The sequence below is a fragment of the Ruegeria sp. K3 genome, assembly GCF_056531845.1.
In genome coordinates this window covers 85,304-109,869 of record NZ_JBQFMM010000011.1, presented here as the reverse complement: position 1 = coordinate 109,869, position 24,566 = coordinate 85,304, and the positions used below count along the sequence as shown (strand labels likewise).

Sequence of the window (24,566 nt, the reverse complement as noted above, 5' to 3'; positions counted from 1 at the left end):
CGAACTACCCGAAATGCGGCTGAAACGCAGAAAGCACCTGCTGGTAGACGTCCTTTTTGAACGGCACGATCTCATCGACCAGCCGCGTCGTGGTCTGCCATTTCCAATGGGTGAACTCGGGGTGCTCGGTGGCGATGTCGATCTGATCATCCCGGCCCAGAAACCGCATCAGGTACCATTTCTGCTCCTGCCCGCGATACCGGCCCTTCCAGATTTTCGGCACAATGTCATGCGGTAGGTCATAGGGCAGCCAGCCGTCGGTCTCGGCGATGATTTCCACAAGATCAGCGGTCACTCCAGTTTCTTCCCAAAGCTCGCGCAGGGCCGCATCGCGCGGGTCTTCGCCCTTGTCCACGCCGCCCTGAGGCATCTGCCAGGCGTCCTTGTGGCGATCATTGCGCTGACCGACAAAGATCAGACCCTCGGCATTCATCAACATCAGTCCCACGCAGGGGCGATAGGGCAGTTTGGCGATTTCATCAGGGGTCATGCGCGGCCTCGTGATTAAGCTTTGCTGCGTCTCTAGCAAGCGTCGCAGTAAAGGCAAAGGGAATGACGTTAGGTTTCGCGTGACAAAGGTGACGCGAAGGTCAATCTGACGGTCAAAGTCGGGAGGGAGAGTTTGCCATGACTGCGTACCCAAACATGTTGGCCCCGCTGGATCTGGGTTTTACCACGTTGAAGAACCGCGTGCTGATGGGCTCGATGCATACCGGTCTGGAAGAGACCGGCGACTGGATCCGTGTCGCCGAGTTCTACGCGGATCGCGCGCGCGGTGGTGTTGCTTTGATGGTGACGGGTGGGATTGGCCCGAACCTTGAGGGCTCGGTGCTGCCCGGGGCCTCGATGATGACCAATGATGAAGAGGTGGCGAACCATTCCATTGTGACCAAACGTGTGCATGAGGCAGGCGGCAAGATCGCGATGCAGATCCTGCATGCGGGGCGCTATGCCTATGGTCCGAAATGCGTTGCCCCCAGCCCGGTGAAATCCCCAATTTCTCCGTTTCCGCCGCATGAGTTGGACGAAGAGGGTATCGAGAAGCAAATCAGCGACATCGTCAACGCGGCTGTTCTGGCCCAACAGGCGGGCTATGACGGGGTCGAGATCATGGGGTCCGAGGGGTATTTCCTGAACCAGTTCCTCGTGACCCACACCAACAAGCGCGAGGATCGCTGGGGTGGGTCATACGAGAACCGGATGCGTCTGCCTATCGAGGTGGTGCGCCGCACGCGGGAAGCCGTGGGGAGCGATTTCATCATCATCTATCGCCTTTCGATGATTGATCTTGTGCCCAATGGGTCGACCCATGACGAAGTCGTTGAACTTGCGCAGCGGATTGAACAGGCCGGGGCAACGATCATCAACACCGGTATCGGTTGGCATGAGGCGCGGATTCCGACGATTGCCACCAGCGTTCCCCGTGCAGCGTTTGCGTGGGTTACCAAGAAGCTGATGGGTAAAGTCGGGATTCCAGTGATCACCTCGAACCGGATCAACACGCCTGAGGTTGCCGAAGAAGTTCTATCGACCGGTTGCGCCGATATGGTGTCTCTGGCGCGGCCCATGCTGGCCGACGCGGATTTCGTGAACAAGGCGATTGCGGATGAGGCCGCGAAGATCGCGCCGTGTATCGCATGCAATCAGGCCTGTCTGGACCACACTTTCAGCGGCAAGCTGACCTCATGCCTGGTCAATCCGCGCGCCTGTCATGAGACCGAATTGGTGATCGGCAAGGCCGAGACACGCAAGACAGTGGCCGTTGTCGGCGCTGGCCCTGCAGGTTTGTCCACCGCGATGACAGCTGCCCAGCGCGGCCATGATGTAACCCTGTTTGATCGCGCCGCCGAGATAGGCGGGCAGTTGAACATGGCCAAACAGGTGCCAGGGAAAGAAGAGTTCTGGGGACTGGTCGACTGGTATCGCACCATGATGGACGACCTAGGCGTGACGGTCGAACTGAACCGCGAAGTCAGCGCAGATGATCTGATCGGTTATGATGAGGTGGTCATCGCCACCGGTGTCACTCCTCGTGATCCACAGATTCCCGGCCAGGATCGGGACAATGTGCTCAGCTACATCGACGTGCTGCGCGACAAGGCCAAGGTCGGCAGCACCGTCGCCGTGATCGGGGCCGGAGGCATCGGGTTCGATGTCTCCGAATTCCTGCTGGAAGACGGTCACAGCCCAACCACGGACCTTCCATTGTGGATGAAGGAATGGGGCGTGACCGACCCCGCAGAACACCGCTCGGGCCTGGCCCCCGAGGGCCCGCAGCCCGAAGCACCAGCACGGCAGGTCACGCTGCTGCAGCGCAAGGCGCAGCGTCACGGCAAGGGGCTGGGAAAGACAACGGGCTGGATCCACCGCGCGACATTAAAGATGAAGGACGTCAGTTTCGTTGGTGGTGTGAATTATGAGCGCATCGACGAGGACGGCCTGCATGTCAGCTTTGGCGAAACCCGCGATGATCCAACCGTCATCGCAGCCGAGTCGATCGTCCTATGTGCCGGGCAGGTCTCGGACCGGTCGCTGGCGGATGAGCTGATCGAACGTGGAATGACCCCGCATGTGATTGGTGGCGCAGATGTGGCAGCCGAGCTGGACGCCAAACGTGCGATCAATCAGGGCACACGTCTGGCGGCAGCGTTCTGACGTTGTAATGCCAGTGCGCTGGAGAAAGCCGCCCCGGAAGAGGCGGCTTTTTTAGTTCCTCTTGACTCAAGTGGTACTTAAGTACATATGTACCACATGAGTCAGAATATAGAACGCACCCAAACAGGAATTCGAATCGAGAAGCGACTTTTGAAGGTTCTCAAAGGGCTGGCAGAATCGCTGGACATGACCCTTGGCGACCTGATTGAGGGCATCGCGCTGCACAGCTTTGAGAACAAGCCAGCCTTCTCTGAAGAGACGCTGAAGAAGATCAAACAGCTCAAAAGTGTCTACGACTTCGATTGGACAGCTGAAGACAGCCACCGTTTCAAGGAGGATGAAGAATGAGCGCATCGCGATACGCCGACGTCACCATCGCATTTGAAGCACACGCAATCGACAACGCAACGTTCGGACACGCCAAACATGTGCAAGTCGCTTATGACCTGCTACGCAAGTATGATTTCATCGATGCCGCAGCGATCTACGCCAAGGGTATTCGCGCGTTAGCAGCGAACGCAGGCGCACCGGACAAGTTCAATCTGACAATCACCTACGCATTCATGAGCCTTATCGCAGAGCAGTTGGCCAACACGCAAGCTACTGACTTTAAGAGTTTCGCACAGGAAAACTCCGACCTGATGGCCAAGTCAGTACTCAACCAATGGTATTCTGCGGAACGTCTCAACACGCAGCTTGCCCGCGATATATTCCTGCTGCCTGCCGCCGCATAATCGTGTTTTGCGGCGAAGGTGAATTGTTACTCAACAGTGATCGTAATCACCTCGGACACAATGGGCGTCGCATGAGGGACGTGGCCTGCATCCCCAAGCACCAGCTGCAAAGTATGCTCACCCGGAGCAAGTTCCAAAGTCACCTCAGTCTGACCGCCACCGAAATGAATGTGATTGTCGTCTGCGGGCAGACCGTATGACAGTTCGTCCGCACCGTCTTCTCCCTGCCCAAGTGGTGGGCGATCAATCAGGAGGTGATGGTGCCCTGTATTTTCCTTGTCGGTTCCTGCAGGGGCAACGCCCATGCCGCTGAGGCCAAAGACTACGATCACAGGTGATTGCACGGTGTCCCCGTCAGACAGGTTGACGAAATAGACCTTCGCATCTGGATTCGATGGTGTTTCCCCTCCGGCCCACGCAAGGCTGGCGATCAGACACAGGGTAATGACAGCAAATAGGGCTTTCATAGTCTCCTCCGTGGTCACAAAAATGCCATTCTCATCATAGCACGATTGGAAAAAAGTCCAGAAAACGGGATTTTGTATCGAAAGGCATGGTCCGCGGCATATAGGCCCGGGCGTTTCCTAGTTGCAAACGATCCGATTCAAAACCCTGATATTATCCCATGTCTGCCCAGTTCTTGCCCAGATTGATCGCGATAAAGAGACAACGAACGGAAGACCTGGGGAACGAGAATGGATCGACTAACTGAAATGGAGGCCTTTTCCAACGTGGTGGACCAGGGTGGTTTCACCGACGCGGCCAAGAAAATGGGCATCTCCAAATCAGCCGTGTCTAAACACGTCTCGAGCCTCGAGGCGCGGTTGGGGGCAAGGCTATTGAACCGGACAACGCGCCGGGTTTCGCCAACCGAGATCGGGTTGGCCTATTATGATCGCGCCCGTCGCGTGCTGAACGACGCAGGCGAAGCGGATGCGCTGGTGACTTCGATGCAATCTGCGCCTTCTGGTCTGCTGCGGATCTCTGTGGCAACAGATTTTGGCGTCAATCACCTGTCGCCGGTCCTGTCGGACTTCCTGTCGGCCTATCCGGACATCACCGTGAACATGGTTCTGAACAACCGCTATGTTGAGCTGATTTCCGAAGGCTTTGACGTGGCCGTGCGCATTGGTGAGCTGGAAGACAGCACGCTGCGCGCCCGTAAGCTGACCGAAACAGTGAAACGCATGGTCGCGTCGCCGAGATATATCGAGCAGTTTGGACGCCCGCAGAAGATCGACGATCTGAACGAACACAAACTGCTGCATTACTCCAGCCAATCCTCGGGCAGCGTGTGGAAGCTGACGGCGCCTTCGGGCGAGAAGCGTCAGGTCCGCACTGCTGGCTGGCTGAGCGTAAATGATGGGCAGTCGCTGCTGAACGCCGCGATCTCGGGGCTTGGGATCGCGCATCTGCCCAGCTATCTATATGCCGAAGCACTGAAATCGGGCGAGGTGGTAGACGCCATGCCATCGCTGCCGGATGAGGTTCAGGGCGTCTATGCGGTCTACCCGCCGGGCCGGTTCACCCAGCCCAAGGTGCGGGCTTTCATTGATTTTCTTGTCGAGTCCTTTGCCGAAAAGGGTCCGATGGATTGGTAGAATTCTCCCTGTGGCACCTAAACGGCCCGTGCTGAATAGCACGGGTCTTTTTTTGTTTAGCGATGCATCAGTTAGTCTCTGGTGATACGGCCCGCTGATACAGGTGCCACGTGGTGTGGCCCAGGATCGGCAGCGTGAAAATCAGCCCCAGAAACGCCGGAACCAGCGACAAAAGCATGGTGACCGAGATGATCGCCGCCCAACTGAGCATTACCACCGGGCTTTCAGCGACCACGCGAATGGACGTGAGCATGGCGGAAACAAAGTTGGTTTCCCGATCCAGAAGCATGGGCATGGCCACCACAGTCACCGAGAACAGGACCGCAGACAAAAACGCGCCGATGCAGGTGCCGACCGCTAGAAAGATCCAGCCTTGCGATGTGAAGAAGATGGTGTTCATGAACCCTTCGAAATCCGAGAAGGACGCCTTTTGCAGGATGATCGCCAGCCAAAGGCGGATTTGGTAGGTCCATACCCAGAAAATGAACAGGGTGACAAAGGCCATCCAACCCATCTCGCGCTTGCGTTGATGGGCCATGACGCTGAGGATTTCGGACCAGCCGAAGCGTTCCCCTTTCTGCATCCTACGGGAGATTTCATAAAGCCCGGCGGCCGCAAATGGGGCAACCAGCGGAAAGCCTACGGCGGCAGGAATGATCATCCAGATCTTGCCAAGCCCGACCAGGCACCAAACGAACAGGATGCCGAAAACCGCGTAGAACAGGCCGAAAAAGCCGCTCATGACCGGGTGTGCGAGGAAGTCGGAAAACCCGGCCTTCAGCGATGCGGTAATATCCTCGGCCGTCAGCCTGTTAACCTCGGGCATGGATTGCTGTGGGACCGTGTTATCCGGCGGAGTGGTATCTTCGGTTTTGGATGCCATGACGCATTCCTCCCAAAGCATGGTGGCTGGTGGGACTGCCTGCCAACAGGCCTGATGGCAAGACAGACGCACCGATTAGCTGCAAGTGTGCATCAGGCCGCGCCATCAGGGCAAGGGGGACACAGGGCGTCCGCGGTGCTCGCGCCTGTTAGTTGACCAGCAACACCGCCTCGACCCGGCGATTGAGATCGCGGCCCTCGGGCGTAGCGTTAGAGGTGATGGGCGCAAGATAGCCTACGCCCTGCGCCTCGATCCGGTCGGCGGCAACACCGTGCGCTTCGATCAGGCGCGCACGCACGGCTTCCGCCCGTTTGGTGCTGACCGCAATATTGGCCTGCAATGCGCCCGTATCATCCGTGTGCCCTACCAGCGCCAAACGGGTCGAAGGATTGTCGGCCAGATAGCCCGCAAGCAGCGCAAGCGAGGCAAACGGCCCTTCGCCCAGCGCGACTTCGCCGGTGCGAAAGTGCAGGTCATCAAGGATGACATGTCCGGTACTGCTGAGATCGTTTAGCAAACCGGCAGGGCCCTCAACGGTTTCCTCGATCACAAGTGGCTGCGCAGGCTGCGTACCTTGCGGGGTTACCCGGATCATCTGCACATAGCCATCCGGCGGGTTGCGGCTGACCAGCAGGCTCAGCACTTCGTCACCGCGGGAGGCGGATAGAAAACGGTAATCGTGGATCGCCACATACATGTCAGGCGTCGGCACCACTTCGGTGCCAAAGCGGAAATCGAACCCTCCACAATTGCGTGCCTCGCATTCAAACGTGATCTCGAAACCTTGCGCCTGAAGCTGATCCCGAAGCGGTGCAAGAATTTGCAGCGTCGTGCTAGACCCGGCCTGCAGACGCCATGTTAGCCGCTCGACACGCCCTTCGACAGTGCGGGATGGAACTGCGCCGTCGGCAAACACGCCGGTTGGCAGGTCGTAGCTGTCCAATGCACTGGTGCGATCCGAAATCTGCCGGGCGCTGGCGGGCAACGTCAGTTCCTGCGCCTGCACAGGCACGGCCAAAAGGAGGCTAAGGAACAGGAAACGGATCATCGGAACTGTGCGTGATACTCGGGGTTCGGGACCATGGCAGTGGCACTGGCCACGCGGTTGGTCATATTGAAGAAACCGGTGACATTGGCAATGTCCCAGATATCGCGATCCGAAAACCCGACATCACGTAAAAGCTGGCGATCGGGCTCTTCGATTGTGGTGCTGGCGGTAGTCATCTTGGCTGCGAAATCCAGCATTGCACGTTGGCGCGCGTCCAATTTGGCGACGCGGTAGTTCATGACCAGCATCTCACCCAGCTGCGGATCGCCCGAAAGCTGCCGCACCGCTGCGCCATGAGCCACGAGGCAGTAGAAGCATTTGTTGATCGAGGACACCACGACCGCAATCATCTCGCGTTCCAGCTTGGCCAGCCCGCTATCGGCCAGCATCAGATCATTATACATCGAAGTGAAGGCATTCAGCTTGTCGATATCGAAGGCATAGGCGCGCAGGACATTCGGCACCATTCCCAGTTTCTCAACACAGATATCAAAGTATTTCTGCGTCTCTGACGGTAGTGGGTCCACCATTGGCAGATCCAGGGCAGTGGGCATGTCCTGTTTTGTCAATTCGTCCTCCTCAGACGCGCTGGCGATAGTGGTATTCTCCGACGATCTTCATCCCAAGCGAGTGATAGAGGCCATTGGCCCCCGCGTTCGCCTTGGTACAGATCACGCTAAGCGTCTGCGCGCCATTGTCCAGCGCCCAAAAGGCCGCGGCGCGCATGGCCCACTGGCCCAACCCCTTGCGGCGGTGATCCGGCAGGATTTCGAGCGCGTGAACCATCGCGATACCTTCATGGATCGCCACGAAGCCTGTTCCTGCGGGCTGATCGCTGTGGCGCAACAAAAGGCCGGTCTTTGGGCCCGGTGCCCGGTACATGATCGCAATCCGTTCGGGGCCGATACCGCCCTGCGCCCAGATCTCACGCATGATGGCCAGCGGTTCCCAGATGTTGAAAACAGTCACGCGCGGGATCGGGATATCGGTCAACTGCTGCGCCGGGCAGGAATAAATATTGACCGGATCAAGGATGTCGTAGCCGCGTTGCGCAAGCATTGCATCCAGCGCCTCATCCCCCGGACGCAGGCAGAAGATGCGTTTTTGACCCATCGCCTGCATGGCGCTTTCGGCCGCATCGATATCGGCGCTGGTGACGTCCCCGGTGCGATTGGCGGCAGAAACGCGTGAACCTCCGCCCTGTCCTTGCCGCAGTCGAAGTGGGCCTTGCGTTTGATAGCCGGCGGCAGGCCATGTGCCATCGACAACAGCGGCCCAATCGGGATTCAAAGCTCGATCTCTTTCGCAAGGCGGGTCATGGCGGCATCGATCCGTCCACCCTCGGTGCCGCGCACGACGACGTTGGCTCCGAAGACGCCATTCGTCTGAAACGGATAACAGCCGATCGAAAGATCGCCGAAGTCTTTGGCCAGTGCGGCCAAAGTTGCTGCAATATCGCCTTCACCCCGATCCACACGCAGCGTCTGCGACAAAAGCGGGCTACCTCCGATGAGCGAAGGCAGAACACTCGCAACCATGGCCTGAAAAACCAAAGGCACCCCGGCCATGACATGGACGTTGTTGATGGTAAAGCCGGGCGCGGTCGAGACCGGGTTGTCGATCAATTCGGCCCCTTCCGGAATACGCGCCATGCGCAGGCGAGCGTCGTTCAGTTCCAGCCCGGATTTCTCGTAATGCGCCTCAAGCAATGCACGCGCGTCGTCGCGAACATCGATATGCACGCCAAAGGCACGGGCGATGCAGTCAGCGGTGATGTCGTCATGGGTCGGACCAATACCACCACTGGTAAACACATGGTCATGGGCCTCTGATAGCGCCCTTACCGCTGCCTCAATCGCGGGTGCATCATCGCTGACAATGCGCACCTCTTTCAGGTCAATGCCGTGTTTGGTCAGCTCTCCAGCCAGATAATGCATATTAGCATCGCGGGTGCGGCCCGAGAGGATCTCATCCCCGATCACCAACATTGCAGCGGTTGGATTGGCCATGACGCGCCCTCCCTCTTGATCGACCGTTAGGGCAGGTATAGGCCCTTGGCCATGCGATTTGAAACCCCCCTTGTCCCCGCTCGACTGATCCGCCGCTACAAACGCTTTCTGGCAGACTGCAGGCTGGAAGACGGGCGCGAGGTGACAGCCCATTGCGCCAATCCGGGCTCAATGATGGGGCTGGCAGAACCGGGTGAGAAAATCTGGCTGGAGCCCAACGACGATCCGAAGAAAAAGCTGAAATACGGCTGGCGGCTGGTCGATCATGAGAACGGGCATTTCACAGGGGTCGACACATCAGTCCCCAACAAGGCGCTTCGGGTGGCGCTCGAGGCGCGTGAAATCCCCGAGCTGGCCGCCTATGAAACCGTGCGCCCCGAGGTCAAATACGGTGGAAACAGCCGTATCGATTTCCTGCTGACTGGGCCGGGCCTACCCGATGCTTATGTCGAGGTCAAAAGCGTCACCCTCTCACGCCAAGCGGGCCTCGCCGAGTTTCCCGACAGCGTCACCGCACGCGGCACCAAACATTTGGGTGAACTGGCAAAGATGGCCGTACAGGGCCACCGGGCGATCATGCTTTATTTGGTGCAAAGGACCGATTGCAATCGGTTTGCACTGGCCGATGATATTGACCCAGCCTATGCGGCGGCGTTTGAGGCGGCGATAGGTGTTGAACGCTTTGTCGTTGGAACTCGGATCACGCCCGAAGGCGTCTGGGTTGAGCCCGCTCGGCAATGGGGCACGGGCTAGAAACTTCTTTGATAGACCCTATTTACTAGTTGAAAACCGAGCCCTCTGGTACTTTCTGCACAAGCAGCGTAAAAGAAGTGCTGCGTGAAATATTTGGAGTCCCGCACCGATGAAAGAACATCGTGGCCGTCTGACCAAAGACGGTATCCGCATCTATGAACAGAGTGACTTTGCCGGCATGCATGCGGCAGGGGCGCTGGCTGCGCGGATATTGGATGACATTGCTGAACATGTTTTTGTCGGCCAGACCACCGGTGCGATTGACGGGCTGATCACTCAGATGGTCGAGGATGCAGGTGCGGAATCGGCAACCATTGGCTACAAGGGTTATCAGCACGCCAGCTGCATCAGCGTGAACCACGTGGTCTGTCACGGTATCCCCGGCGAGAAGAAATTGAAGGACGGCGATATTTTGAATATCGACGTCACTGTCATCGTCGATGGCTGGTTCGGTGATACGTCGCGCATGTATGTGGCGGGTAAATTGCCGCGCAAGGCCGAACGGCTGATTCAGGTGACCCACGACGCACTGTTCAAAGGTATCGAGATGGTCAAGCCGGGCAATACTTTCGGCGATATCGGCCACGCCATTCAGGCCTATGTCGAGGCGCATCGGATGAGCGTTGTACGCGATTTCTGCGGCCACGGTCTGGGCCGGGTGTTCCACGCGCCACCAAATGTCCTGCACTATGGGCGTCCGGGTACCGGAGCTGTGTTGGAAGAGGGCATGTTCTTTACCATCGAGCCGATGGTCAATCTGGGGCGTCCTGAAACCAAGACACTGTCCGATGACTGGACTGCCGTGACCCGCGACAAATCGCTGTCGGCGCAGTTCGAGCATTCGGTCGGTGTGACCGCAGATGGGGTTGAGATTTTCACCTTGTCACCGGGCGGCAAATATCACCCGACCTATTCGTCCTGATCGGTCGCCTGATCGCGTAGTAGCTTCAGTAGCAAGGTTTCATCCCGCCACGGGATGACCGCGTCGTGAATGAACACCGGCGCGCGCATCGGTTTGGGCGGAGGCCCAGTTGTGGTGTCAGCGTCTTTCGAAAAAGCCCAGAGCGGAGGTGTGATAGCGCGGTCCATGGACCAAGCATAACACGTTTATGGCTCAAAGTCCCAAAAGCTTGGGCGCATGTAACATGTCGGAGAACACTTCGGCCCCTAGTTCTTCCAATCGCGCACCATCATCATGGGCCGCATAGCCCAGGCAGCGCATATTGGCGCGCATTGCTGCGGTGACACCGTTTTCGCTGTCTTCGATCACAACCGGCACCGTTGCGCCGAAATGCTGGGCAGCGGTCAGGAACAGGGTCGGGTCGGGCTTGCCCGTTCCAAGCACCTGAGCCGAAAACATCACATCTTGAAAACGCTCCCAAAGACCATTCTGGCCCAAAGTGATCTTCATTTTCTCAGGCCGACCATTTGAGGCGACACAGTAGGGAATGTCGCTTGCATCCAGTTGCGCCAGCAATTCACGGATACCCGCGACCAGAGGCGTGCCTGCTTTCAGCGTCTCGTAGATTTCCGCATAGATTTGATCAGTCCAGTCATCCGGCAGATCAGCCCCCAGCTCGCGCGCCTTGTCGCGCACACCGGTCATGGTGCCACCAACAAACAGGGACATGCATTCGGCTAAGGACAAGTGCAGGCCATGGCCGGCGAGATTGTCGACCATGACCTGATTGGACAAAACCTCGCTATCGACCAGAACGCCGTCGCAATCAAAGATAACCAGATCGTGCATCTCAGCCCCCTGTGCGCCACATCAGCGAGATATGCGTGTCGCCATACTTCCGCGTGTCGTGCAGCGTAAAGCCCTCGGGCGCAGTCATTGGGGTGCTTTCTTCCCAGACGATCAGAGCGTCATCAGACAGCCAACCAACTTGGGTAGCCGCGGCCAGTGCCCTTTGACCCAGAGCTTTTCCGTAAGGCGGATCCAGAAAAACCAGATCACAAACAGCGCCCGGGTTTTCGCCCAAACGGGTCGCATCCCGCCGGATCAAAGTGGTCTGGCTGGCGCTTCCGGTCAGGGCGATATTCTTGCGGATCAGACCCTGCGCGACCCTCCCATCATCGACAAACGTGACGTGGGACGCGCCGCGAGACAGCGCTTCAAGTCCCAATGCACCGGTGCCCGCAAACAGGTCGAGAACCTGCAAGCCGTCGAAGTCGATCTGACTATTTAAAACGTTGAACAGGCTTTCCCTTACCCGGTCAGTGGTCGGGCGAAGATGCGCACCGGCATCGCCTTTGCCAACCGAAGTCAGAGCCCGGCCCCGGAAGTCTCCGGCGATGATCCTCACGCTTTGAGCAGCGGTTTCAGGTCCGCTTCTGGGTCGGCAACGACAACAGGATCAGCGGTCTTTCCCGCATCAATCAGGCGTTTGCCGACCATATAAGCACGCGGGTCATTCATCGCATCGACCGCGATCAGCTGATCGCCCTTGTAGTACCAGAAGGACACCGTCGCGCCCTCACCCTTGCGAGTCACCACACGGTCATAGCCGGTATTCAGCCCGGCGATCTGAAGCTTGACGTCATACTGGTCCGACCAGAACCAAGGTGTTGCGGTGTAATCCTTAGCTGCACCCAGCATGTTCTGGGCCACGATTTCGGCCTGATCAATGGCGTTCGGCACGCTTTCCAGGCGAATACGGCCTTCGCCATGCGGGAACGACGCGCAATCGCCCGCCGCCCAGATCGACGGATCTGAGGTGCGGCCATGGGCGTCGGTCTTGATGCCGTTATCCAGCTCTAACCCAGCTATTTCAGCCAATTGAATCGACGGCGCGATGCCGACGCCAACCACGACGAAATCCACCTCAAGCTCGGTGCCGTCGGTCAGAATAGCACCCTTCACTTTGCCGTTTTCACCAACCAGACGATCCAACCCGACGCCCTCACGAATGTCGGCCCCGTATTCGGTGTGCAGCGTGCGAAAGTAGTCGCTTGTCTCTTTGGCCGCGACACGCTGAAGGATGCGGTCGGCCATCTCGACCAAGGTCACCCTGACCCCGCGCTTGGCACAAACGGCGGCGGCTTCAAGCCCGATATAGCCGCCACCAACGATCAGCGCGCGGGCGCCATCCGATACCCGAGGTTCCATCTCGTCGATATGGGCGAGATCTCGCACCACATGGACACCCTCAAGATCGCCCCCGATCGCTGCGGGCAGGCGGCGTGGGTCGGACCCAGTGGTCAGCGCCAGTTCATCATAGGTGATCACCTCATCGCCGAGGGTCACCGTCTTGGCCTTTGGATCAATCGCCGTCACACGTTGACCCAACCGTAGGGTGATATTGTTTTCGGCATAGAAGCTCTCGGGCCGCAGGAACAGGCGCTCCAGTTCCATCTCGCCCAACAGGTAAGCCTTGGACAAGGGCGGGCGTTGGTAGGGCAAATGCGGCTCGGCTCCGATCAGGGTGATGTCACCTTCGAACCCGTCCTTGCGCAGCCGTGCTACCAAAGAAGCACCGGCCTGCCCTGCCCCGATCACGACAATATGGCTCATGTTTCGCTCACCCTGCAGAATTCACGTGGTTACTTTGTTTCGACCACCTATATTGCGGCAAAGCCCGACTCTGCAAATCCAAATGACAGGAGCGTAAAAATGATTGCAACAGGTGACATGCTGCCCGAGGCCACGCTGATCCAGATGGGTGCCGAAGGCCCCGAGGAGGTTCGGATTTCAGACAAGACCAAAGGGCGCAAGGTTGTGATCTTCGCTGTACCCGGTGCGTTCACCGGAACCTGCACAACCGCTCATGTACCAAGCTTCATGCGGACCAAGGACCAGTTCGATGCCAAGGGTGTAGAAGAAATCATCTGTATCTCGGTCAACGACCCTTTCGTGATGGGCGCCTGGGGAGAAAGCACCGGTGCAACAGCGGCCGGGCTGACCATGCTGGCCGATGCGGCGTCCGAGTTTACCAAGGCCATCGGCATGGATTTCGACGCCCCGCCCGTAGGCCTGATTGCACGCTCCAAACGCTATGCAATGCTGGTTGAAGACGGCAAGGTCGTGGCGATGAATCTGGAAGAAAACCCCGGTGTCTGTGAGGTCTCGGCTGGTGAAGGCCTGCTTGATAGTATCTGATCCCTGTCGGCCCCGGTTTGACCGGGGCCACGTGAAACGCATTTAACTTGATGCAACGCCCCGATGCGCCAATACTTGGCCCATACAACTGGGGAGTTCATTGATGCGACTGAAATTGCTTACATTGTTTCTTGGCACCGCCGGGGCCCTGGCGGCGTGCGGACCTGCACCCACACCCCAACAACAGGCTGCCCGACAGCACGAGATCGCCTGCCTGAGTGGTACCATAGGCGGCGCCCTAATCGGTGGAGTGATCGGCAATCAATTTGGCGGTGGTTCAGGCAAGACCATCCTGACGGCGGCGGGCGCCGCTGCGGGTGGCGTGTCTGGCGAACGTTACGCGTGCTGAGGAGATTTGAGATGAAACGAGTATTGATTATCACCACCGCATTCCTGATGGCTGCTGCTGCAAACGCCGAGACCGTCGCAGAACTGCACGAGGCCGAGTTGAATAACATCGACACCAACAATGACGGCTTCCTGTCCAAAGACGAATTCAACGCCTTCTCGGACTATGCATTTCAGGCAATGGACGAAGACAAGAACGGCACTCTGGGCCTGAGCGAAGCAAAACCGTTTTTGGATATCAAACAGTTCGAAGCCGTTGACCGGGATGGCGACAGTCTTATCTCAAAGGCAGAGTATGTCAGCCAAATGCAGAACGATTTTGACGCTGCGGATAAGGATGGCAACGGTCTCTTAGATTAAACGCCAACTTGGTTGGCAGGAGCGTGTCATGAATAAATGGATCTGCCTCGGTAGCCTGGTGGCTTTGGCCGCATGTGACGTACAGCAATCCCCGGTGATCAGCGGCCCTGATGGTCAGGTGCAGATTCAGATCAATACCAGCGGTCTGACCTGCTATGAAAATCGGTGTCTCGACATCAATCCGTCGGCCCGCAGCGTGCGGTCCGTCGGCACCCGTACGATCAGAATTCCGGGCAATATCAATGTCAGCGACGGCACGATCACCCCGGCAGAATTCAAGCAGCTGGGAACGGCAACATTGCTGGCCGGTGGGACGGGTTCACGCGGAGACCGTTAGCAGGCTGTCCATCTTACGCGCCAGCTTGGCGTCTTGTGCAGACAGACCGCCAACATCATGGGTCGACAGGACCACCTCTACCGTGCGGTAGACATTCGACCATTCGGGGTGGTGGTTCCATTTCTCGGCCCAGATCGCCACCTGCGTCATCCAGCCAAAAGCGGCGACAAAATTATCGAAGATGAAGGTCTTGGTGATCGCATCGCGGTCTTCGACCATGGTCCAGCCATTTCTGAACAGCGGGTCCAGCAGCGGGCCGCGGGTCTCGGTTGACAGAAGTTCGGTCATTGCTGTTCCTCCGGGTTCGATTTCCTGAACGGACCATAATCCGTCAGAATCTCGATCTCTTCTCCCACTGCGTGGGACTCGGCGTCCAGATATTTCTGAACCGCATCAGCAAAACCCGGATCGCCAACCCAGTGCAAGCTATGCGTACGGGTTGGCAGATAGCCGCGCGCCAGCTTGTGCTCGCCCTGTGCACCGGCCTCAACCCGGGCCAGGCCTTCTGCAATGGCAAAGTCGATCGCCCTATAATAGCACAGTTCGAAATGCAGGCAGGGGTGATGCTCGACACAGCCCCAGTAGCGGCCAAAGAGCGTTTCCCGCCCGATGAAGTTCAACGCCCCTGCGATGGGGTATCCGTTGCGTTCCGCCAGCACCAAGGCGATGTCATCCGTCATGGTTTCCTGAGCGATATCAAAGAATTGTCGCGTCAGGTAGGGCGAGCCCCATTTTCGCGCGCCGGTATCCTGATAGAACCGCCAGAACGCGTCCCAATGCTCGGGTCGCAGATCATCGCCGGTGATTGTTCGAATCTGCCCACCGAAATCACAGGCCTGCGTGCGTTCCTTCTTGATATTCTTGCGTTTGCGCGAGGACAGCGCAGCCAGAAACTCGTCAAAATCGGCGTAATCATCATTGAGCCAGTGAAACTGCTGCGAGTGACGCACCATCAGGCCCATCTGTTCCCCTGCCAGCGCCTCGGCCTCGGTACAGAAGGTCGCGTGCAGGGAAGAAATTCGATTCTCGGCGGCCAGTTGCACCGCTCCTTGCACCAGCGCCGAGATCCCGACAGCATCGTAGCCGGGTCGCACCAAAAAACGCCTGCCAGTCGCGGGTGTGAAGGGCACCGCGATCTGCAGCTTGGGATAATATCGCCCGCCCGCGCTTTCATAGGCATGAGCCCAGCTATGGTCGAAGATGTATTCACCTTGGGAGTGCGACTTGGCAAACATCGGGGCTGCCGCAATCAGCATCCCGTCCAGATAGGCTGTCAGGTATTGCGGCTGCCAGCCAGTACCACGCCCGACCGAGCCGCTTTCTTCCAGGGCATGCAAAAACCGATGTGTCGTGAACGGATCAAGCGGTCGCCCGCCATCGGCAACCTCAGGGCAGGCGCAACTGTCCCAGTCGCTCGCGGAAATCTGCGAGACCGATGTCAGAACCCGAACCTCAATCTGTGCCTGATCCATATCCCCTCCGCGCTGCACCTTTATCTGTGATCGCGCGCGCCGGGATCAAGCGGGATGTTCGGCCAGATAGCCTTCGAACGTAACATTATCGGCAACCTTGCGTGCCTCTGCTTCTTGTTCAAGCGAACGCACGGTCCAGCACAGGATCGGCACACCCTGTGCCTTCAACTCAGCGACCCGGGGGCGGTCAAGATCGATGACTTCATGGCTGATAAAGCTGGCTCCAACGCGGTCGAAATCCGGGATGTTGCGCAGATGATCGCAGACGGCTTGCGGCAGAAGCTCGACCTTGGGCTCATAAGAGCTGGTAACGAGACCGCGCGGCAAATGTGGCGCAAGGCGTGCAATCTCTGCGACTGAATGCGGGTTGAACGACATCAACGCGACCGGGCCTTCATAGTCTTTCAGTGCGCTTACAACATCTGCTTCCAAAGCGCCGATATCGGGGCCCATTGCACCATCTTGATCCTTCAGCTCGATGAGCAAGGGCACCCGTCCTGCAACAATGGCCAGCACCTCTTCGAGCGAGGGGATACCTTCACCGTCAGAATGCAGAAGCGTCTGGGCCCGCGCTTGTGTCTCGGTGATCTGTTGGATCGGTCCGGGCTGCCCGGTCAGACGTGTCATGTCATAGTCGTGAAACACCATGGCCCGATTGTCACGGGTGCGTTGCAGATCAATCTCGACCCCATAACCGGCGTCAATTGCGGTACGAATGGCGGCCCGGCTATTCTCGGGCCGCTGATCAGAAATGTCATGCAGCGCGCGATGTGCTATCGGGCGCTGCAGGAACTCAGACGGAAGGGACGGTTTCATTGAACCTCGAAAATACCCTCGATTTCAACGGCAACACCCAAAGGTAATGAGGCTGCGCTGACGGCCGAGCGCGAATGACGACCGGCGTCGCCCAGCGCTTCGACCAGGAAGTCGGAGGCCCCGTTGATCACCTTCGGCTGTTCTGTGAAATCAGCGGTCGAGTTTACAAAACCGGTCAGCTTGATCACGCGCACCAGCTTGTCGATATCGCCACCACAGGCCGCCTTGACCTGAGCCAACAGGTTGATGGCGCAGACTTTGGCTGCAGCGGCGCCTGCCTCAACATCCATATCATCACCGAGCTTACCAGTGATCAGATCATCCGCCTTGGAGATCTGGCCCGACACGTAGACAATGTTGCCAATGCGCACGAAAGGAACGTAGTTCGCTGCCGGAGCAGGTGCGTCCGACAGGCTGACACCCAGGCTGTCCAGTTTTGCTGCGATGCTCATGTGGATTATCCTCATCTCATAGTGATTCCGCGCGGACGCTAACCGGGAAAACCTGTTTCCGAAAGCGTGAAAGCGGGATTTTTCCCATTGCCTGCAAACTGGGCAGGTCTTCTCTTATTCAGGAAGTGTTGAATTCGTGTCACTTTACGTCGCCCCATCGGCTGAGGTAAACGCGAGTTGTTGTTTCAAATCCTGCGCGAAACCTCTATGTGAGACCAATTGCGCCACCAAGGGTGCAAAGGCTGTATTGATTGAAGGCCCGGATACCGCTGGGCAATTTTCGGAGTAACGAAGACAGTGCCAAGTTACATTCGTCTGAAGCACCTGATCATATTCGGCATCCTGACGGTCCTATCGGCATGCGCGACGCAGCCTCAGGACGCAGCGGCGCGGGGTGAGATTTTTGACCCCTATGAAGGGACCAACCGGGGCATTCACAAGTTCAATCTGGGTGTGGACCGATTCCTGTTCCGACCGGCCTCGAAAGGCTATGTGAAGATCGTACCAGATCCGATGGTTACCAGTTTCAATCACTTTGCCGAAAACCTGACGATGCCCGGGCAGGCGCTGGACTATCTGCTGCAAGGCAATCTGAAACAGTCCGGCAATGCGCTGCTGCGCTTTCTGATCAACTCGACCGTGGGCGGCTTTGGCCTGTCAGCCCCGGCCGATGAGCTGAACCTGCCGCCTGTTGATACTGATTTCGGCGAAACCCTGCATGTCTGGGGCGTGGGCGAAGGTGCTTATGTGGAACTGCCCTTCTACGGCCCGTCCACCGCGCGCGATGCGGTCGGCGTTGTGGTCAACCTGTTCTCGAATCCGATCAACTTTAGCCCGACCCGCCCGGTCGACAATATTGGTGTCTATGCCGAGGTCGTGCGGCGGATGGGAGATCGCGGTCGGTTCTCGGATACAGTTGATTCGATTCTGTACGAAAGTGCAGACAGTTACGCGCAAGCGCGCACGATCTACCTGCAAAATCGCCGCTTTGAACTGGCAAGGGATGATGAAGACGCCTATCTGGGTCTGTATGACGATCCCTACGCCACCACCGGGACCGACCCTGTCAGAGACCCCTATCTTGACCCGTACGAGGACCCCTATGCCGAATAACCTGTTGAACCGACGCCGTTTTGTGGCCACCGCCCTGACCGGGATGACAGTTGCCGCATTGCCTCTGCCCGCGTTCGCGCTGACCGAAGCGCAGGCCAAACAGCTGGTCAACAGCGTTGTGGCCGATATCACGCGTATCATTGACTCGGGTAAATCCGAAAATGCCATGCTGCGTGATTTTCAAAAGATCTTTGTGCAATACGGTGATGTGCCGATCATGGCCCGCTATGCGCTGGGGGCGGATGCACGCACAGCCTCATCCGCACAGCTGCGTCAGTTCACCAAAGCGTTCGAAGGCTATATTTCGCGCAAATATGGTCGCCGGTTCCGCGAGTTCATCGGCGGTGAGGTCACCGTGCGTAACGCGCGCAAGATCAAGACCGGATACGAGGTCAGAACCTCGGTCAAATTGCGCGGCTCATCCCCGTTCGAAGTGACATTCCTGGTGTCCGACAAATCGGGTCGTGGAAAGTTCTACAACATGTTCATCGAAGGTGTGAATTTGTTGCTGACCGAGCGCACAGAGATTGGCGCAATGCTGGATGCGCGCGGCGGCGACCTGAATCGCCTGATCAAGGATCTGAAAAAGACTGGCTGATCAGAGGTATTATCCTACGCCGGCCACCGCTCGACCCGTTCGCGCGGTGGCTTTTTTGTTCAGGTTGCAGGCTTGCGCGCGATCTGGCTGACATAAGACATGTAGCCAAAAAACGTGCTTGCAGACACACGCGCCCGGGCCTCGGATTTCAGCGCCTGTGCCGTTTCAGGCGCCAACAACCCGGTCTCGGCCATTCGATCCGCACCACGGTCGATAACGGTCAGAAAGTAAGTCGCCTCTCCTTCGGCCACATAACCGTGTCCCCGGCGACGGCCCAACTCAAAACCTGCTTGAGAGAGTGCACCGCCAATCTGGCGCATGATCCAGAGGTTTGTGACGTTCTGATTGATCATGAACCGAATGAGTTGATCCAGAGGATCAAAATCGGCAATCTGCGCTGTGGCGGTATCGTAGTCCCCATCGCAAATCGCAAATATCCCGCCCGGTTTCAGTATCCGAAAGGCCTCGGAAACCACTTCTTCGGGGCCGGGTACATGGCACAACAGTGTATGCGCCAGAACAAGGTCTGCTGAGCTATCTTCAAGCCTGGTTGCCTTTGCATCGCCGGTTTCAAAAACAAGATTGCTCTCGCTGGCGAAGCTGTTTCTCGCACGTTCGACCATAACCGGTGAGGGCTCAATGCCGAGCGCGCGCTCCACCCCGCCAACTGACAGCAGCTCTTGCGTGATGTGCCCGGTGCCTGAACCCAGCTCAACCGCGAACCCGCCCTCAGGGACAATCAGATCACTTAGATAGCTATCCCTGATATCTTTCTGCGCCGGCTCCAGACACCGCGCTTCCATAGCTTCGGCGATACGCTCTTGGACCGAGATATCCTGCCCGGCCAGATCGGAATACGGATCGGACATAGCGCGCCTCCCTTCGCTACGTCCCAAGATAGCATATTTCAAATTTACCGGCCAAAACCGACTGTGATTGGTATGGCCCACCCCGGGTTGGTGCGGGCCAACGGCAACTTAATTCAGCCGTTCACCCGTTTCCTTGGCAAAGTAGGACACCTTGCTCATGTCGAACGCCAGGTTCAGCAATTGACCTGCCTGCGCGCTGGTTTCAGCATGCAGCCGCGCCGTGACCTGCTTGCCACCCAATTCCGACACAACATAGGTATCTGCCCCTGCGGGTTCGACCATATCGACCATGCAGGCGGCTTCCTGCACGCCTGCGCCAGCGCGGAACCCCGCCTCGGCGATATCTTCAGGGCGTAGACCAAGGATGACATCCTGCGGCAGAGACAAGTCGCGTGCATCGTTCAGAACCAGCGTTTCACCGGATTCGCGCGCGATCGAGATTTGCGTCCCCGAGCCATTGTTCGATGCCTGTGCCGGGATCAGGTTCATCGCAGGTGAGCCCATGAAATCCGCCACAAACAGGTTGGCCGGGTTGTTGTAGATCTCGGCCGGAGTACCGATCTGCTGCACGACCCCGCCTTTCAGGACTACGATCTTGGTGGCCAGCGTCATCGCTTCGATCTGGTCGTGGGTAACATAAACTATGGATGCGTCCAGTGTCTGGTGCAGCTTCTTGATCTCGGTCCGCATCTCGACCCGCAGCTTGGCGTCAAGGTTCGACAGCGGTTCATCGAACAGGAACAGCTTGGGGTCGCGCACCAACGCCCGGCCCATCGCGACCCGCTGACGCTGACCACCCGACAGTTGGCTGGGGCGGCGGTTCAGCAATGGCTCGATCTGCAGCAAGGAGGCGACGTCTTTCAGCTTGGCTTCCTGCGTGGCCTGATCGACCCCGCGCACTTTCATGCCGAAGGTGATGTTCTTGGCCACCGACATGGTCGGGTACAAAGCGTAAGACTGGAACACCATCGCGATGTCGCGATCCTTGGGGCTGACATGGGTCATGTCGTTGCCGCCGATGGACAATGTGCCACCGGTGATCTCTTCCAGTCCCGCAATGCAGTTCAGCAGCGTAGACTTACCGCAGCCCGAGGGGCCGACAAGCACCAGGAAGTCGCCCGGTTCAATCGAGATGTTGATGTCTTTCAGAATCTCGGTCGCGCCGTAATTCTTGTAGAGTTTGTTGATATCAAGGATGGGAGCCATGGGTCTTATCCCTTCACAGAGCCAGCGGTCAGGCCGCGGATGAAATACTTACCGGCAACGACATAGACGAGCAGCGTCGGCAGCCCCGCGATGATCGCGGCAGCCATGTCGACGTTGTATTCTTTGACGCCGGTGGTGGAGTTTACGATGTTGTTGAGCGCAACAGTCACGGGCTGTGTCCCTGCCTGGCTGAACGACACGCCGAACAGGAAGTCGTTCCAGATCTGCGTGAACTGCCAGATCACGGTCACCACGATGATCGGCAGCGACAGCGGCAGGAAGATCGACCAGAAAATTCGCATGAACCCAGCCCCATCAACCCGCGCCGCCTTGGTCAGCTCGGCCGGAATGGTGACATAGTAGTTGCGGAAGAACAGCGTGGTGAAGCCCAGCCCGTAGATCACATGGACAAAGATCAGGCCCGGAATGGTACCCGCAATCCCCATCATACCCAGCAGACGTGCCATTGGCAGCAAAACAACTTGGAACGGGATGAAGCAACCGAACAGCATCAGCGAGAAGATGATATTGGCCCCTTTGAACCGCCATTGCGCCACGACATAACCGTTCAGCGCACCCAACAGGGTCGACAAAAATACCGCAGGCACCGCGATCAGGACCGAGTTCCAGAAATAGGGCCGCAGACCTTCACACTGGATACCGGTACAAGCGCCGGACCATGCGGTTTTCCAAGCGTCGAAGCTGACCTCTCGCGGCAGCGAGATCAGGCTGCCGGTGCGGATTTCCTCAAGGCTTTTCAATGATGTCGTCAACATCACGAAGAGCGGCATCAGGTAATACAGTGCGAACAGACCAAGCAGGACATAAAGCAACCAACGCAGGGCAATCTTGCCAGTGGCGCTTTGGGTGCGGGTTTGTGTTTGGGGCATCGACAGATCAGTCATTTTTCGCCCTCAGCTCTGAGTAAAGATAGGGAACCACAATGGCAAAGACGACCAGCATCATGATCATCGCGGACGAGGCTGCTTGACCAATATCGCCGCGCGAAAACGCCATGGCGTACATATAGGTGGCTGGCAAATCGGTTGCGTAGCCCGGACCGCCACCAGTCAGGGCGATGACAAGGTCGAAGCTTTTGATTGCGAGGTGCGCAAGCACGATGAAAGCAGACAGGAAAATCGGGGCCATCGAAGGGATGATGATCGCCGTATAGATGCGCCACGTGGGGATACCATCGACCTGTGCGGCCTTGATGATCTCGCCATCGACCGAACGCAAACCGGCCAAAAACAACGCCATGACGAAGCCGGAACTCTGCCAGATCGCGGCGATCACGATAGTGTAGATCGCATAGTCAGGGTTCACCAGCCAGTCGAATTCGAAATTCGGAAAGCCCCAGCCCTGCACCATGGATTCGATGCCCAGGCCCGGGTTCAAAATCCACTTCCACGCCGTACCGGTCACGATCATCGACAACGCCATCGGATACAAGTAGATCGTCCGGATCGCGCCTTCGACGCGGATCTTCTGATCCAGCAGGATGGCCAGCAACAGGCCCAGTACCATCGCGATCACGATGAACAGCGCGCCAAAGATATACAGGTTGTTGATCGCCGTATCCCAGCGGGGAGAGTCGAACAGGCGTTCATACTGAATGAAGCCTTTGATCTCGTATTTCGGCAGTAGTTTCGATCGGGTTAGCGACACCCATGCGGTCCATCCGATAAATCCGTAGACAAAGATCAATACGGCGATGAACGACGGTGCCAGCACCACCTTGGGAAGGTGGTTTTCCAGCCATTCGGACATTTTAGCCTCCGGGGAAAGATGCTCTGCCCCTCACTATAGGGGGCAGAGCGTATTGGATCAGTAGCTGTTTGCTACCGCGTCCGCCAGTTGCTGAACCGCGTCAGCCGAGGACATATCCGAGTTGAAATGTGCGGTTACAACATCCGTAATCGCACCGGCCTGCGACCCGCGCAGCGCCATGCCATGGGCATAAGACGGCAGCAGCGAACCGCCTGCCGAGGTCGAACCCATATCTTCGGCCGAGATTTGCGCGCAGATGTCGAACGCATCCAGCGCCACATCAGTCCGCGCAGGGATCGAGCCCTTGTTCAGGTTGAACACTTCCTGGAATTTCGGCGCGACGATCAGCTTGGCCAGCAATTCCTGACCAGCGCGGTTGTCGTCACCTTCCACTTCGAACATGGCGAAGCTGTCGACGTTGTACAGATATCCGTCGCCGGGGGTCGAGGCACACAGGAAGTCTTCGCCGGGCTTCTTGCCAGCCGCCAGGAATTCGCCTTTGGCCCAGTCACCCATGATCTGGAAAGCTGCTTCGCCATTCATCACCATGGCGGTGGCAAGGTTCCAGTCGCGGCCTGAGAAGTTTTCGTCCACATAACCGCGCAGGGTGCGCATCTGGTCAAAGACCTGCACCATGGTGTCCGAGGTCAGCGCCTCGGGGTCGAGATCGACAAAGGCTTTTTGATAGAACTCGGGGCCACCCAGACCCAGCGCAACCGCTTCGAACACTGTGGCGTCTTGCCATGCCTGGCCACCATGGGCCAAAGGGATCACTCCGGCAGCCTGCAGTTTTTCGGCAGCGGCGTTGAACTCTTCCCATGTTGTGGGCATTTCAATGTCGTTGGCGGCCAGAACGTCAGCATTGGCCCAAATCCAGTCGATGCGGTGCACGTTCACAGGTGCTGCGCACCACGTACCTTCGCACATCATGTGGCCTGCAATCGATGCTGGCAGCACATCGGCCCAGCCTTCGGCTTCTGCCACGGATGAAATGTCTGCCAAAACGCCCTCTTCATACCATTCCTGAATGGCAGGTCCTTTCAGCTGAACAGCAGTCGGCGCGTTACCCGCAAGAACCCGGGCCCGCAGCGCAGTCATGGCCGCATCGCCGCCGCCACCTGCGACCGGCATATCGGTCCATGTGCCGCCGTTCGAGGCGAACTCTTCCTGCAGAACCGCGACCGATTTCGCCTCACCACCGGATGTCCACCAGTGCAGAACTTCGGCCTTTGGTTCAGCCACAACAGCCGACCCGGCCACTACGGCCAAGGTCGACACGGTGGCAAATGCAAAACGCTTCATTTTTTGTTCTCCTCCCTGAGAATTCGGTGCCACCCCAAGGGCGGCCATAGGTGATATAGCGCTAACGGATTGCCGCATGGCAACGCAGAATGCGATGCAATATCCTGACAAGGTGGAAATTTTCACCGCTTTTGTTAC

32 protein-coding genes are annotated in these 24,566 nt (G+C 57.8%); 12 read left to right on the top strand and 20 right to left on the bottom strand.

Annotation, left to right across the window (positions count from 1 at the left end):
* Positions 1 to 4: 4 nt before the first annotated feature.
* Positions 5 to 490 (bottom strand): RNA pyrophosphohydrolase, encoded by a 486-nt coding sequence (locus ACR0MP_RS18265; RefSeq protein ID WP_170408516.1) that lies wholly within the window; start codon positions 488 to 490, stop codon positions 5 to 7.
* A gap of 137 nt (positions 491 to 627) precedes the next feature.
* On the opposite strand from ACR0MP_RS18265, the gene ACR0MP_RS18260 reads away from it, so the two are divergent.
* From ACR0MP_RS18260 to ACR0MP_RS18250, 3 genes are all read left to right on the top strand, one after another.
* Entirely contained in the window at positions 628 to 2,655 is a 2,028-nt protein-coding gene (locus ACR0MP_RS18260) for an NADPH-dependent 2,4-dienoyl-CoA reductase (protein WP_170408517.1), read from the top strand.
* Between the two features lie 186 nt (positions 2,656 to 2,841).
* Complete coding sequence (locus ACR0MP_RS18255) at positions 2,842 to 3,003, top strand: hypothetical protein (RefSeq protein ID WP_480439055.1); 162 nt, start codon at positions 2,842 to 2,844, stop codon at positions 3,001 to 3,003.
* Entirely contained in the window at positions 3,000 to 3,389 is a 390-nt protein-coding gene (locus ACR0MP_RS18250) for a hypothetical protein (RefSeq protein WP_170408519.1), read from the top strand. The genes ACR0MP_RS18255 and ACR0MP_RS18250 overlap by 4 nt, the downstream gene beginning before the upstream one ends.
* Before the next feature lie 26 nt (positions 3,390 to 3,415).
* Here the strand turns inward: ACR0MP_RS18250 and ACR0MP_RS18245 are convergent, their stop codons facing one another.
* A complete protein-coding gene (locus tag ACR0MP_RS18245) occupies positions 3,416 to 3,856 on the bottom strand; it encodes a DUF4399 domain-containing protein (protein WP_170408520.1) in 441 nt (146 codons plus the stop codon).
* Positions 3,857 to 4,084: 228 nt separating this feature from the next.
* Here ACR0MP_RS18245 and ACR0MP_RS18240 point away from each other — a divergent pair, with 228 nt between their 5' ends.
* Complete coding sequence (locus tag ACR0MP_RS18240; RefSeq protein WP_170394766.1) at positions 4,085 to 4,990, top strand: LysR family transcriptional regulator; 906 nt, start codon at positions 4,085 to 4,087, stop codon at positions 4,988 to 4,990.
* Positions 4,991 to 5,057: 67 nt separating this feature from the next.
* On the opposite strand, the gene ACR0MP_RS18235 is transcribed toward ACR0MP_RS18240, so the two are convergent.
* From ACR0MP_RS18235 to ACR0MP_RS18215, 5 genes are all read right to left on the bottom strand, one after another.
* Positions 5,058 to 5,873 (bottom strand): DUF2189 domain-containing protein, encoded by an 816-nt coding sequence (locus ACR0MP_RS18235; RefSeq protein WP_480887474.1) that lies wholly within the window; start codon positions 5,871 to 5,873, stop codon positions 5,058 to 5,060.
* 148 nt (positions 5,874 to 6,021) lie between these two features.
* Positions 6,022 to 6,921: an OmpA family protein gene (locus ACR0MP_RS18230; RefSeq protein WP_170394770.1), complete on the bottom strand. Its 900-nt coding sequence runs from the start codon at positions 6,919 to 6,921 to the stop codon at positions 6,022 to 6,024.
* On the bottom strand, positions 6,918 to 7,490 hold the full coding sequence (locus ACR0MP_RS18225; protein ID WP_170408522.1) for a peroxidase-related enzyme: 573 nt from the start codon (positions 7,488 to 7,490) through the stop codon (positions 6,918 to 6,920). Before ACR0MP_RS18225 ends, ACR0MP_RS18230 begins: the two co-directional genes overlap by 4 nt.
* Before the next feature lie 10 nt (positions 7,491 to 7,500).
* Positions 7,501 to 8,211, bottom strand: a complete 711-nt coding sequence (locus ACR0MP_RS18220; protein ID WP_170408523.1) for a GNAT family N-acetyltransferase — start codon at positions 8,209 to 8,211, stop codon at positions 7,501 to 7,503.
* Positions 8,208 to 8,930: a molybdopterin-binding protein gene (locus tag ACR0MP_RS18215; protein ID WP_170394779.1), complete on the bottom strand. Its 723-nt coding sequence runs from the start codon at positions 8,928 to 8,930 to the stop codon at positions 8,208 to 8,210. Before ACR0MP_RS18215 ends, ACR0MP_RS18220 begins: the two co-directional genes overlap by 4 nt.
* 51 nt (positions 8,931 to 8,981) lie before the next feature.
* On the opposite strand from ACR0MP_RS18215, the gene sfsA reads away from it, so the two are divergent.
* Both sfsA and map read left to right on the top strand, forming a co-directional pair.
* Positions 8,982 to 9,683 (top strand): DNA/RNA nuclease SfsA, encoded by a 702-nt coding sequence (sfsA, locus tag ACR0MP_RS18210; RefSeq protein ID WP_170408524.1) that lies wholly within the window; start codon positions 8,982 to 8,984, stop codon positions 9,681 to 9,683.
* A 109-nt stretch (positions 9,684 to 9,792) separates the two neighbouring features.
* Positions 9,793 to 10,605, top strand: coding sequence for a type I methionyl aminopeptidase (gene map / locus ACR0MP_RS18205; RefSeq protein ID WP_170408525.1), 813 nt, complete (start codon positions 9,793 to 9,795; stop codon positions 10,603 to 10,605).
* Here the strand turns inward: map and ACR0MP_RS18200 are convergent.
* Genes ACR0MP_RS18200 through ACR0MP_RS18185 form a run of 4 tightly spaced genes read right to left on the bottom strand, consistent with a single transcriptional unit; the run spans position 10,593 to position 13,200 of the window.
* Positions 10,593 to 10,772, bottom strand: a complete 180-nt coding sequence (locus tag ACR0MP_RS18200; RefSeq protein WP_170394788.1) for a hypothetical protein — start codon at positions 10,770 to 10,772, stop codon at positions 10,593 to 10,595. The two genes, map and ACR0MP_RS18200, sit on opposite strands and share 13 nt — an antisense overlap.
* A gap of 25 nt (positions 10,773 to 10,797) precedes the next feature.
* Complete coding sequence (locus ACR0MP_RS18195; RefSeq protein WP_170408526.1) at positions 10,798 to 11,433, bottom strand: HAD family hydrolase; 636 nt, start codon at positions 11,431 to 11,433, stop codon at positions 10,798 to 10,800.
* A gap of 1 nt (position 11,434) precedes the next feature.
* On the bottom strand, positions 11,435 to 11,992 hold the full coding sequence (gene rsmD, locus ACR0MP_RS18190; protein ID WP_480887477.1) for a 16S rRNA (guanine(966)-N(2))-methyltransferase RsmD: 558 nt from the start codon (positions 11,990 to 11,992) through the stop codon (positions 11,435 to 11,437).
* Positions 11,989 to 13,200: an FAD-dependent oxidoreductase gene (locus ACR0MP_RS18185; protein WP_170408528.1), complete on the bottom strand. Its 1,212-nt coding sequence runs from the start codon at positions 13,198 to 13,200 to the stop codon at positions 11,989 to 11,991. The genes rsmD and ACR0MP_RS18185 overlap by 4 nt, the downstream gene beginning before the upstream one ends.
* Before the next feature lie 99 nt (positions 13,201 to 13,299).
* Here ACR0MP_RS18185 and ACR0MP_RS18180 point away from each other — a divergent pair, with 99 nt between their 5' ends.
* The 4 genes from ACR0MP_RS18180 to ACR0MP_RS18165 all read left to right on the top strand — a co-directional run bounded on the left by ACR0MP_RS18180 (position 13,300) and on the right by ACR0MP_RS18165 (position 14,830).
* A complete protein-coding gene (locus ACR0MP_RS18180) occupies positions 13,300 to 13,785 on the top strand; it encodes a peroxiredoxin family protein (RefSeq protein WP_170408529.1) in 486 nt (161 codons plus the stop codon).
* Between the two features lie 103 nt (positions 13,786 to 13,888).
* Positions 13,889 to 14,134, top strand: coding sequence for a glycine zipper 2TM domain-containing protein (locus ACR0MP_RS18175; protein ID WP_170394802.1), 246 nt, complete (start codon positions 13,889 to 13,891; stop codon positions 14,132 to 14,134).
* 11 nt (positions 14,135 to 14,145) lie between these two features.
* A complete protein-coding gene (locus tag ACR0MP_RS18170) occupies positions 14,146 to 14,493 on the top strand; it encodes an EF-hand domain-containing protein (RefSeq protein ID WP_170394805.1) in 348 nt (115 codons plus the stop codon).
* 28 nt (positions 14,494 to 14,521) lie between these two features.
* Complete coding sequence (locus ACR0MP_RS18165) at positions 14,522 to 14,830, top strand: hypothetical protein (RefSeq protein WP_170394808.1); 309 nt, start codon at positions 14,522 to 14,524, stop codon at positions 14,828 to 14,830.
* On the opposite strand, the gene ACR0MP_RS18160 is transcribed toward ACR0MP_RS18165, so the two are convergent.
* The 4 genes from ACR0MP_RS18160 to ACR0MP_RS18145 are packed head-to-tail and all read right to left on the bottom strand — an operon-like array spanning position 14,813 to position 17,570.
* Complete coding sequence (locus tag ACR0MP_RS18160) at positions 14,813 to 15,118, bottom strand: 4a-hydroxytetrahydrobiopterin dehydratase (RefSeq protein ID WP_170394812.1); 306 nt, start codon at positions 15,116 to 15,118, stop codon at positions 14,813 to 14,815. The genes ACR0MP_RS18165 and ACR0MP_RS18160 overlap by 18 nt on opposite strands.
* Positions 15,115 to 16,302: a GNAT family N-acetyltransferase gene (locus tag ACR0MP_RS18155; RefSeq protein WP_480887479.1), complete on the bottom strand. Its 1,188-nt coding sequence runs from the start codon at positions 16,300 to 16,302 to the stop codon at positions 15,115 to 15,117. Before ACR0MP_RS18155 ends, ACR0MP_RS18160 begins: the two co-directional genes overlap by 4 nt.
* 45 nt (positions 16,303 to 16,347) lie before the next feature.
* Entirely contained in the window at positions 16,348 to 17,118 is a 771-nt protein-coding gene (locus tag ACR0MP_RS18150; protein ID WP_170566907.1) for a glycerophosphodiester phosphodiesterase family protein, read from the bottom strand.
* Positions 17,115 to 17,570: a RidA family protein gene (locus ACR0MP_RS18145; RefSeq protein ID WP_170394820.1), complete on the bottom strand. Its 456-nt coding sequence runs from the start codon at positions 17,568 to 17,570 to the stop codon at positions 17,115 to 17,117. Before ACR0MP_RS18145 ends, ACR0MP_RS18150 begins: the two co-directional genes overlap by 4 nt.
* 297 nt (positions 17,571 to 17,867) lie before the next feature.
* Here ACR0MP_RS18145 and ACR0MP_RS18140 point away from each other — a divergent pair, with 297 nt between their 5' ends.
* A complete protein-coding gene (locus ACR0MP_RS18140; protein ID WP_170408533.1) occupies positions 17,868 to 18,683 on the top strand; it encodes an MlaA family lipoprotein in 816 nt (271 codons plus the stop codon).
* Positions 18,673 to 19,281: an MlaC/ttg2D family ABC transporter substrate-binding protein gene (locus ACR0MP_RS18135; protein WP_170408534.1), complete on the top strand. Its 609-nt coding sequence runs from the start codon at positions 18,673 to 18,675 to the stop codon at positions 19,279 to 19,281. The genes ACR0MP_RS18140 and ACR0MP_RS18135 overlap by 11 nt, the downstream gene beginning before the upstream one ends.
* Positions 19,282 to 19,340: 59 nt before the next feature.
* On the opposite strand, the gene ACR0MP_RS18130 is transcribed toward ACR0MP_RS18135, so the two are convergent.
* The 5 genes from ACR0MP_RS18130 to ACR0MP_RS18110 form a co-directional block, all read right to left on the bottom strand.
* The gene (locus ACR0MP_RS18130; protein WP_480887481.1) at positions 19,341 to 20,150 is read right to left on the bottom strand and encodes a methyltransferase domain-containing protein; all 810 of its coding nucleotides are present in this window, start codon (positions 20,148 to 20,150) and stop codon (positions 19,341 to 19,343) included.
* A 108-nt stretch (positions 20,151 to 20,258) separates the two neighbouring features.
* Positions 20,259 to 21,356, bottom strand: a complete 1,098-nt coding sequence (locus ACR0MP_RS18125; protein ID WP_170408536.1) for an ABC transporter ATP-binding protein — start codon at positions 21,354 to 21,356, stop codon at positions 20,259 to 20,261.
* 5 nt (positions 21,357 to 21,361) lie between these two features.
* Entirely contained in the window at positions 21,362 to 22,261 is a 900-nt protein-coding gene (locus tag ACR0MP_RS18120) for a carbohydrate ABC transporter permease (protein ID WP_170408537.1), read from the bottom strand.
* Positions 22,254 to 23,126: a carbohydrate ABC transporter permease gene (locus ACR0MP_RS18115; protein ID WP_039543053.1), complete on the bottom strand. Its 873-nt coding sequence runs from the start codon at positions 23,124 to 23,126 to the stop codon at positions 22,254 to 22,256. Before ACR0MP_RS18115 ends, ACR0MP_RS18120 begins: the two co-directional genes overlap by 8 nt.
* Before the next feature lie 57 nt (positions 23,127 to 23,183).
* On the bottom strand, positions 23,184 to 24,428 hold the full coding sequence (locus ACR0MP_RS18110; RefSeq protein ID WP_170514081.1) for an ABC transporter substrate-binding protein: 1,245 nt from the start codon (positions 24,426 to 24,428) through the stop codon (positions 23,184 to 23,186).
* Positions 24,429 to 24,566: the final 138 nt, after the last annotated feature.

What these genes read in the sequence shown, in the direction of transcription:
- ACR0MP_RS18235 (WP_480887474.1), bottom strand. Translation starts at nt 5,873, where the DNA reads ATGGCATCCAAAACCGAAGATACCACTCCGCCGGATAACACGGTCCCA.
- ACR0MP_RS18125 (WP_170408536.1), bottom strand. Translation starts at nt 21,356, where the DNA reads ATGGCTCCCATCCTTGATATCAACAAACTCTACAAGAATTACGGCGCG.
- ACR0MP_RS18250 (WP_170408519.1), top strand. Translation starts at nt 3,000, where the DNA reads ATGAGCGCATCGCGATACGCCGACGTCACCATCGCATTTGAAGCACAC.
- sfsA (WP_170408524.1), top strand. Translation starts at nt 8,982, where the DNA reads ATGCGATTTGAAACCCCCCTTGTCCCCGCTCGACTGATCCGCCGCTAC.
- ACR0MP_RS18260 (WP_170408517.1), top strand. Translation starts at nt 628, where the DNA reads ATGACTGCGTACCCAAACATGTTGGCCCCGCTGGATCTGGGTTTTACC.
- ACR0MP_RS18255 (WP_480439055.1), top strand. Translation starts at nt 2,842, where the DNA reads ATGACCCTTGGCGACCTGATTGAGGGCATCGCGCTGCACAGCTTTGAG.
- ACR0MP_RS18215 (WP_170394779.1), bottom strand. Translation starts at nt 8,930, where the DNA reads ATGGCCAATCCAACCGCTGCAATGTTGGTGATCGGGGATGAGATCCTC.
- map (WP_170408525.1), top strand. Translation starts at nt 9,793, where the DNA reads ATGAAAGAACATCGTGGCCGTCTGACCAAAGACGGTATCCGCATCTAT.
- ACR0MP_RS18265 (WP_170408516.1), bottom strand. Translation starts at nt 490, where the DNA reads ATGACCCCTGATGAAATCGCCAAACTGCCCTATCGCCCCTGCGTGGGA.
- ACR0MP_RS18110 (WP_170514081.1), bottom strand. Translation starts at nt 24,428, where the DNA reads ATGAAGCGTTTTGCATTTGCCACCGTGTCGACCTTGGCCGTAGTGGCC.
- ACR0MP_RS18180 (WP_170408529.1), top strand. Translation starts at nt 13,300, where the DNA reads ATGATTGCAACAGGTGACATGCTGCCCGAGGCCACGCTGATCCAGATG.
- ACR0MP_RS18200 (WP_170394788.1), bottom strand. Translation starts at nt 10,772, where the DNA reads ATGGACCGCGCTATCACACCTCCGCTCTGGGCTTTTTCGAAAGACGCT.
- ACR0MP_RS18150 (WP_170566907.1), bottom strand. Translation starts at nt 17,118, where the DNA reads ATGAAACCGTCCCTTCCGTCTGAGTTCCTGCAGCGCCCGATAGCACAT.
- ACR0MP_RS18170 (WP_170394805.1), top strand. Translation starts at nt 14,146, where the DNA reads ATGAAACGAGTATTGATTATCACCACCGCATTCCTGATGGCTGCTGCT.
- ACR0MP_RS18155 (WP_480887479.1), bottom strand. Translation starts at nt 16,302, where the DNA reads ATGGATCAGGCACAGATTGAGGTTCGGGTTCTGACATCGGTCTCGCAG.
- ACR0MP_RS18245 (WP_170408520.1), bottom strand. Translation starts at nt 3,856, where the DNA reads ATGAAAGCCCTATTTGCTGTCATTACCCTGTGTCTGATCGCCAGCCTT.
- ACR0MP_RS18120 (WP_170408537.1), bottom strand. Translation starts at nt 22,261, where the DNA reads ATGACTGATCTGTCGATGCCCCAAACACAAACCCGCACCCAAAGCGCC.
- ACR0MP_RS18185 (WP_170408528.1), bottom strand. Translation starts at nt 13,200, where the DNA reads ATGAGCCATATTGTCGTGATCGGGGCAGGGCAGGCCGGTGCTTCTTTG.
- ACR0MP_RS18230 (WP_170394770.1), bottom strand. Translation starts at nt 6,921, where the DNA reads ATGATCCGTTTCCTGTTCCTTAGCCTCCTTTTGGCCGTGCCTGTGCAG.
- ACR0MP_RS18240 (WP_170394766.1), top strand. Translation starts at nt 4,085, where the DNA reads ATGGATCGACTAACTGAAATGGAGGCCTTTTCCAACGTGGTGGACCAG.
- ACR0MP_RS18135 (WP_170408534.1), top strand. Translation starts at nt 18,673, where the DNA reads ATGCCGAATAACCTGTTGAACCGACGCCGTTTTGTGGCCACCGCCCTG.
- ACR0MP_RS18145 (WP_170394820.1), bottom strand. Translation starts at nt 17,570, where the DNA reads ATGAGCATCGCAGCAAAACTGGACAGCCTGGGTGTCAGCCTGTCGGAC.
- ACR0MP_RS18115 (WP_039543053.1), bottom strand. Translation starts at nt 23,126, where the DNA reads ATGTCCGAATGGCTGGAAAACCACCTTCCCAAGGTGGTGCTGGCACCG.
- ACR0MP_RS18130 (WP_480887481.1), bottom strand. Translation starts at nt 20,150, where the DNA reads ATGTCCGATCCGTATTCCGATCTGGCCGGGCAGGATATCTCGGTCCAA.
- ACR0MP_RS18175 (WP_170394802.1), top strand. Translation starts at nt 13,889, where the DNA reads ATGCGACTGAAATTGCTTACATTGTTTCTTGGCACCGCCGGGGCCCTG.
- ACR0MP_RS18165 (WP_170394808.1), top strand. Translation starts at nt 14,522, where the DNA reads ATGAATAAATGGATCTGCCTCGGTAGCCTGGTGGCTTTGGCCGCATGT.
- ACR0MP_RS18160 (WP_170394812.1), bottom strand. Translation starts at nt 15,118, where the DNA reads ATGACCGAACTTCTGTCAACCGAGACCCGCGGCCCGCTGCTGGACCCG.
- ACR0MP_RS18195 (WP_170408526.1), bottom strand. Translation starts at nt 11,433, where the DNA reads ATGCACGATCTGGTTATCTTTGATTGCGACGGCGTTCTGGTCGATAGC.